The 6,102-nt window shown below is 38.0% G+C and carries 6 protein-coding genes; 3 read left to right on the forward strand and 3 right to left on the reverse strand.

Going from position 1 to position 6,102, the window contains the following annotated elements; all coding sequences use genetic code 11:
• The first annotated feature begins 25 nt into the window (after positions 1-25).
• Positions 26-178, forward strand: a complete 153-nt coding sequence (locus QZ620_RS05600; RefSeq protein ID WP_295179867.1) for a hypothetical protein — start codon at positions 26-28, stop codon at positions 176-178.
• 3 nt (positions 179-181) lie between these two features.
• Here the strand turns inward: QZ620_RS05600 and QZ620_RS05605 are convergent, their stop codons facing one another.
• Positions 182-826 (reverse strand): hypothetical protein, encoded by a 645-nt coding sequence (locus QZ620_RS05605; RefSeq protein ID WP_295179869.1) that lies wholly within the window; start codon positions 824-826, stop codon positions 182-184.
• A 101-nt stretch (positions 827-927) separates the two neighbouring features.
• On the opposite strand from QZ620_RS05605, the gene QZ620_RS05610 reads away from it, so the two are divergent.
• Positions 928-2,262, forward strand: coding sequence for an aspartate kinase (locus tag QZ620_RS05610; RefSeq protein WP_295179870.1), 1,335 nt, complete (start codon positions 928-930; stop codon positions 2,260-2,262).
• A gap of 76 nt (positions 2,263-2,338) precedes the next feature.
• Here QZ620_RS05610 and QZ620_RS05615 read toward each other — a convergent pair whose 3' ends face one another.
• Together QZ620_RS05615 and QZ620_RS05620 are read right to left on the reverse strand one after the other, a co-directional pair.
• Positions 2,339-3,562, reverse strand: a complete 1,224-nt coding sequence (locus QZ620_RS05615) for a glycosyltransferase family 4 protein (protein ID WP_295179872.1) — start codon at positions 3,560-3,562, stop codon at positions 2,339-2,341.
• Between the two features lie 25 nt (positions 3,563-3,587).
• Positions 3,588-5,405, reverse strand: coding sequence for an SLC13 family permease (locus QZ620_RS05620; protein WP_366935445.1), 1,818 nt, complete (start codon positions 5,403-5,405; stop codon positions 3,588-3,590).
• A 126-nt stretch (positions 5,406-5,531) separates the two neighbouring features.
• On the opposite strand from QZ620_RS05620, the gene QZ620_RS05625 reads away from it, so the two are divergent.
• Positions 5,532-6,032 (forward strand): GreA/GreB family elongation factor, encoded by a 501-nt coding sequence (locus QZ620_RS05625; RefSeq protein ID WP_295179874.1) that lies wholly within the window; start codon positions 5,532-5,534, stop codon positions 6,030-6,032.
• Positions 6,033-6,102 lie beyond the last annotated feature (70 nt).

Here is a 6,102-nt window from a genome sequence, read left to right on the forward strand (position 1 = left end):
GATTTCTAACCAAACGACCAAAAATATGCCTACCGGGAACAAATCTGAAACCACTTCAGACCCAAACATCTTCAATGAAAATAATAGCAATTCAAATAAGCTTATCTACTTAGCGATTGCATTTATTATCGTTTTCACAGTGGTTGCAATGACAGGTGTCTATTACGAATACTGGTAGTACTTAAGCTTTGATTTCATTCAGAAGCAAAAATGCCTTATTCACATATTCCTTTTCCAGGAAAAGAGCGAAGTAATTCGACGTGGAGATCATTTCAAAAACTGGAATTCCCTCATAAGCAAGCAATTTGAACATATAAAAATATAGACCAACTGTTTGAGAGCTATTCTTAGGCAGTGCAATGGTGATCGAAGACAATTCCTTCTTTACCGTTACCCTCACTTCATTTCTGAAACAATCTTCTACCAGATCTGTAAGAGTTGAGGAAACCAGAATATTGCTTTCCTGATAATTACTGGAGTAATTAAGGTAAATGCCGGTTTGATCCTTAACAGATTCCAATAGTTTAGCTTTGTTTGCAATTATGGTTTTACTGTTAAGGAAAGTATACTCAGTAATGCCAGATCTTACAATAATATCACCTAATTCTCTCAGGCTTTTCATATTGATCTTGGTTCTATGTGGTGCGTAACGACGAAGTGCCATAATTATACTTCCCTGTTTAACAGATTTTCGCATTTCCTGTTCGACTTGCGGTTGAATATCAGCTGCTAAACCACTAAAATTTACAATATCCCTGGCGATTGCATCATCCAGAAATGGTTGATGCCTTATAATGTCGTGGACTACGGTAGTAATTGTTTTCATTGTTAATTATTGTACATAATGTGCAAATGTATATAAATCGGTCAATTTTCTTTAGTGCAGTTGAAACTATATGTAATTATGCACAGAGAAATATGGGAGATATGAAAGTTTTAAAATTTGGAGGTACTTCAGTAGGTTCTGCAGAGAATATCCGGAATGTTTCAAGTATCATTCAGAATATTGAAGGAGGCAAGTTATTGGTACTGTCTGCTATGTCTGGTGTCACAAATCTTCTGGTAGAACTTGCTAGTAGTGTAGAACAGAGAGATCAGGTTGAGATCGACGAAATCCTGGAAGCACTCTTTATCAGGCATGAACAGGAAATTGAAAACCTGTTCAATTCCGTAGATGATAGAAATGAAATTTTCGACATCCTGCAGGCTGAACTTTCAGAACTGAGACATATCGCTTCTCAGGAATTCACTGTAGAAAATGAATGTAAGATATTGACAACTGGAGAAACTATTCTTACTAAGATCTTCAGTTTTTATTTGACAAAAAATGATATTTCCAACAAATGGTTGAATGCCAGGGATTTCATGCAGGTTACTAATCTTGAAAATCCAGATACAGAACTCGTTGGAAAATTGCTTCAGAATCAACTTAATTCGCAGGCTGAAGAATCCATTTATATAACTCAGGGATTCGTTAGAATCAATGATCGCGGAGAGATATCGACGCTTAACCGGGGAGGAAGTGATTTTACGGCAACGATCATTGGAGCCGCTGTAAATGCTTCTGAAATACAGATCTGGACCGATATTAATGGTTTACACAATAATGATCCAAGGGTAGTGGAAAACACCTTTCCGGTAGCTCAGCTAAGTTTCGAGGAAGCTGCAGAGCTTGCCTATTTTGGTGCGAAGATCCTGCATCCACAAACCATATCGCCGGTTATCGAGAAAAATATTCCTGTATATCTCAAGAATACTTTTAAACCAACCGATCCTGGAACCTGTATTTCTGCAATTTCTGAAACCAAAGGTTTAAAGGCTATCTCTGCAAAAGATAATATTACAGCTATCAAAATTAAATCCAACAGGATGTTGATGGCTCATGGTTTTCTAAGGAAGATATTTGAAGTTTTCGATAAATATGAAACGGCAATTGATATGATCACCACTTCAGAAATTGCCATTTCACTTACTATTGACAATGTTTCGAACCTTGAACCTATTTTAAGCGAACTCAATGCTTATGGAGAGATTAGTGTTGATCGCGATCACAGTATCATCTGTGTGGTTGGTGAGGGACTTATTGACGATCGTGGAACTCCAAGATTGTTCGAAATTCTGGATGACGTGCCGGTTAGAATGATCTCTTATGGAGGAAGCAACAATAACATCTCGCTCTTAGTCGATACGAAATATAAGACTGCCGCTTTGCAGAATCTCAATAAAAAATTGTTCAGAAGGGCTTTTGAAGCCATTGTTTGATACTTCTGATGATGTTTGGTTAAACTGTTTTTTGTGTAGTGAAAACCGTTGGATAGCTTATGCTTCCAGCGGTTTTCTAATTTATAGCATTTTTTATCTGAATGAATCTGGACATAAAATAAGTGCTCCGTTGGAGATGATGTTTCATCATTAGACCCGTAAAGTTTTCTTTCCTATGCTGCGGAAGCTGTTTAAGAGTCATGGATAATTTCCTATCGAATCTTGCCTGGTGAATGTCCTGGTCGAATCGTTCTTTCAGGATCTTTGAACCCTGTTCACTTTTTTTGTTCCATAATTGCTCATCGATATATAGCATTTTAGCTGATTCAACAAATTGAGCAGGATCGTCCTCAATGAATCCATTCCACTCTAAATCTCCAGCCATTCCTTCACTACCAATTTTTGTTGTTACTGAAGGAGTTCCGCAAGCCATTGCCTCAGCTAATTTGCCTTTTAATCCAGCTCCAAATTGAATAGGAGCAAGGCATACCCTGGCATCACTCATCACTTTCAGGGCATTTTCTGCCCGTCCATGAATTATAAATCTTTCGGCTTTATTATGCAAATTCCATACTTTCTGGGAAGGATAGGCTCCATAAATATGTAACTGGGCATCTGGTACTAGTTTGCTGAGTAAAGGCCAGATATTTTCCTTTAAATTTAGAACTGCTCTCCAGTTTGGTTCATGAAGAAAATTACCAATACTAATAAAGTCTCTTCTATCAGTGTAGCTATTATTTTCAGAAGAAACAGTCTCCATCATAAATGGCAGGTAGAAAAGTATATGCTCCGGGATCTTTAGCTTTTCAACTAAAAGGTTCATTTCGAATTCAGAAATGATTAAAGAAATATCACACCTGTAGATTGCCGCAGCTTCACGTTTCGTAATTTCAGCATCCAAATAAACATCGTCCAATTCCTGACCGGACTTCAAGATAGTTTCTCTGACTTTCCTCAACGAATGCAGATCTTCGGTATCCAGAATCTTTAAAGCATCGGGACAAAATTTATCAATTCTCCATCCAAACTGCTCTTCCATCATAAAACGATCGAAAAGAACGATTTGAGGATCCAGCTCTTGTACAAAAACGTCAAACTCATCATTATTTGGCTGAATCTCCCGGCTGGTAACACCTAAGGTTTCAAGATCTGCCATATTTTTTGATCTTCTTGCTGAAGTTGCATAGGTTATATGAAAGTTACGCTCTCTGAAAAATTGGATTAATTGCATCATTCTGGCTCCCGCAGCTGAGGAATTGGGTTCTGGCCATACATAACCAATGATGAGTAATCTGGACATAATTTTTTCCAGTAAAAATACATTTTTATAACTGTCTGCTCAGTAAGAAGGTTGCCGCAATCCAAAGCACGATCGATAAAGCACCGCCTATAATCAGGAAATGTTTGAACTTGTAAATTCCCATTCCATAAATGATCGTATTGGTCTGGTAACCCACCGGGGTGAAAAAGCTGAAATTTGATGCAAAAAGTACAGCCAGAATAAATGGTTTTGGGTCCAGTTGTAACTTAGTTGCGATGGTGATCGCTATGGGGGCAATGATAATAGCCGTAGCATTGTTTGAGATGAATCCGCTTAGGAACATCGTCACTAAAAATAGTAATCCTATAATGCTGTAATTCGGTTTGCCATCGAAAAGTAGTAAGAGATTGGTGGAGATCCAGTCATCTGCCCCGGTATTGCTCATGGCTACACCTAGCGGGATCATTCCTGCCAGCAGAAAAATGATCTGCCAGTTTACCTGTGTATAGATTTTTCCCAGATCGATACACTTCAGCAGAATCATTAAAAAACAGCCAATCACGGCACTTTTCAGAATTGGGAATATAGAAAATGCGGATAGTGCAATAACAAGAATTAAAATTCCGAGGCTAAGGGAACGTTTCTTTTTGGATACAATACTAATTTCTTCATGATTTTGCAGAATGCTAATATTGTCCATTTTCTGAAGTTCATGCAGGTCGTTTTGCGTTACTTCCACCAGAAGACGATCTCCAACCCGAAGGTCAATATCATCAGACTTTTTATTGAAAATTCTTCTTTTAGGATTTCTGAAGCTTCTTCTTTTCCTGATCGCCAAAGGAACTGCTCCATGAAGATCATACCAGCCCACGGTTTTGATACTTTTACCAATTAAAGGTGAGTTAGGCAACATTAATATTTCTACGAGCTGAATGTTTTCTTCAATTTCTGAAGCCTCGTTCACGATTGGCTTTACAGCTTTAGCTTCAGAATTTCTAATAATCGTAAGATCACCTTCTTCTTTAAGTTGTATGAGTTGTTCTATACTACATCTAAGTAGTAATTGATCACCAAGTTTTAAGGTCGTATATCTACCTGGATGGTCATTGATAACTCCTTTACGTTTGAGCCTGATCACTTCAATAGAATCCTTTTCATCGCCGAAGATATCCCGAAGATTTTTGCCAATCAATTTTGAGGTTTCACTAACGATTCCTTTCGTAATAAACTCGTCTAATTTATAAACCGAATTAAGATCGCTGGGTTTTTTCTTCGGAAGAAATCCCGCCATCAAACTTACCAGAGCAATAGTTATGAGCATAAAAATGACTCCGTACCAACTAAATTCGAAGAATCCGAAGCGCTCGACACCTCTTTTAACGGCCACCGCATTAACAATCAGGTTCGTAGAAGTTCCCATAAGTGTACAGCTGCCACCTATAATCCCTGCAAAAGAAACCGGTAGTAATAATTTTGAACTGGGAATGTCATATTTCTCTGCCAGTTCATCGATGATCTTCACAAAGACTAAAACTACAGCCGTCGTATTTATAAAAGCAGAAATACTTCCTGCGATAAACATAAAAACCGGGATCATCATAAGCAGGGGCAGACCTTTCAATTTCCTCATTCCCTGGGCGAGGAGATCTATAACACCATTGTCCTCGAGTCCTATCGCTATGATCATTAGACAAAGTACCGTGATCGTCGCGGGACTGGAAAAACCTGAAATGGCTTCTTCCGGAGAAACCAGATCTGTTAATAATAAAAGGCCCAGAATAATAAATGCGATCTTATCTACCGGAAATACTTCCAGAGCAAATAGAACGATCACACCAAGGATGATCACGAAAAGAACAATGATTTCCAGACTCATTTCCATACTTAAAATTTGCTAAATGTAGTACCATCCAAAACCTGTTGTTAGGTTTTGAGAAATATTTATGATTGTTGTTTAATACATTTCCACTGGGTTTAGCTATAATTAGGAGAACATAAGATACGAATTATGAGTAGAGGATTTGTAAAGGAAGAAGATCAAGAAGAACCAGTGATCATTCCACCAAGGGCAGCGATACCAGATGGAGTTACAAATTATGTGACACCAAATGGACTACAAGAACTACATTTGGAATTGAAAGGGCTTGAAAAAGAGCGATCTAGTATAAGTATCAAAGACGATACAGAAAAAAGAAGGGCTCAAGGCCTTATTGATGGAAAAATGAAATTACTGGCCGAAAGAATTCAATCTGCCCGGGTTTTAAAACCTGAAGAACAGGCACAGAATGAAATTCGGTTTGGAGCGCACATAAAATTGAAGAACCTCGATAGTTCACAAATTCAGAAATTCCAGATCGTAGGGGTGGATGAGGCAAATATCAAAATGCAAAAAATAGCTTTTGTTGCGCCAATTGCACGTGCGGTTACGGGTAAGAAAATTGGTGAAACTGTAAACTTCAAGCTCGGTAATGAGACACGAAAACTCGAAGTTCTTGAAATAAAATACTAATGCTATGCTTCTATATGGCACTATATTAAAAACTGTGTAAGTATTGAATAACGGGGTTTGTTAGCCCCGT

This window comes from uncultured Christiangramia sp., from assembly GCF_913046405.1.
In the GTDB taxonomy this organism is placed as follows: Bacteria; Bacteroidota; Bacteroidia; order Flavobacteriales; family Flavobacteriaceae; genus Christiangramia; species Christiangramia marina.

Excerpts from the sequence above, each read along its gene's own strand:
- QZ620_RS05600 (WP_295179867.1), top strand. The coding sequence starts at position 26 with ATGCCTACCGGGAACAAATCTGAAACCACTTCAGACCCAAACATCTTC.
- QZ620_RS05605 (WP_295179869.1), bottom strand. The coding sequence starts at position 826 with ATGAAAACAATTACTACCGTAGTCCACGACATTATAAGGCATCAACCA.
- QZ620_RS05610 (WP_295179870.1), top strand. The coding sequence starts at position 928 with ATGAAAGTTTTAAAATTTGGAGGTACTTCAGTAGGTTCTGCAGAGAAT.
- QZ620_RS05615 (WP_295179872.1), bottom strand. The coding sequence starts at position 3,562 with ATGTCCAGATTACTCATCATTGGTTATGTATGGCCAGAACCCAATTCC.
- QZ620_RS05620 (WP_366935445.1), bottom strand. The coding sequence starts at position 5,405 with ATGGAAATGAGTCTGGAAATCATTGTTCTTTTCGTGATCATCCTTGGT.
- QZ620_RS05625 (WP_295179874.1), top strand. The coding sequence starts at position 5,532 with ATGAGTAGAGGATTTGTAAAGGAAGAAGATCAAGAAGAACCAGTGATC.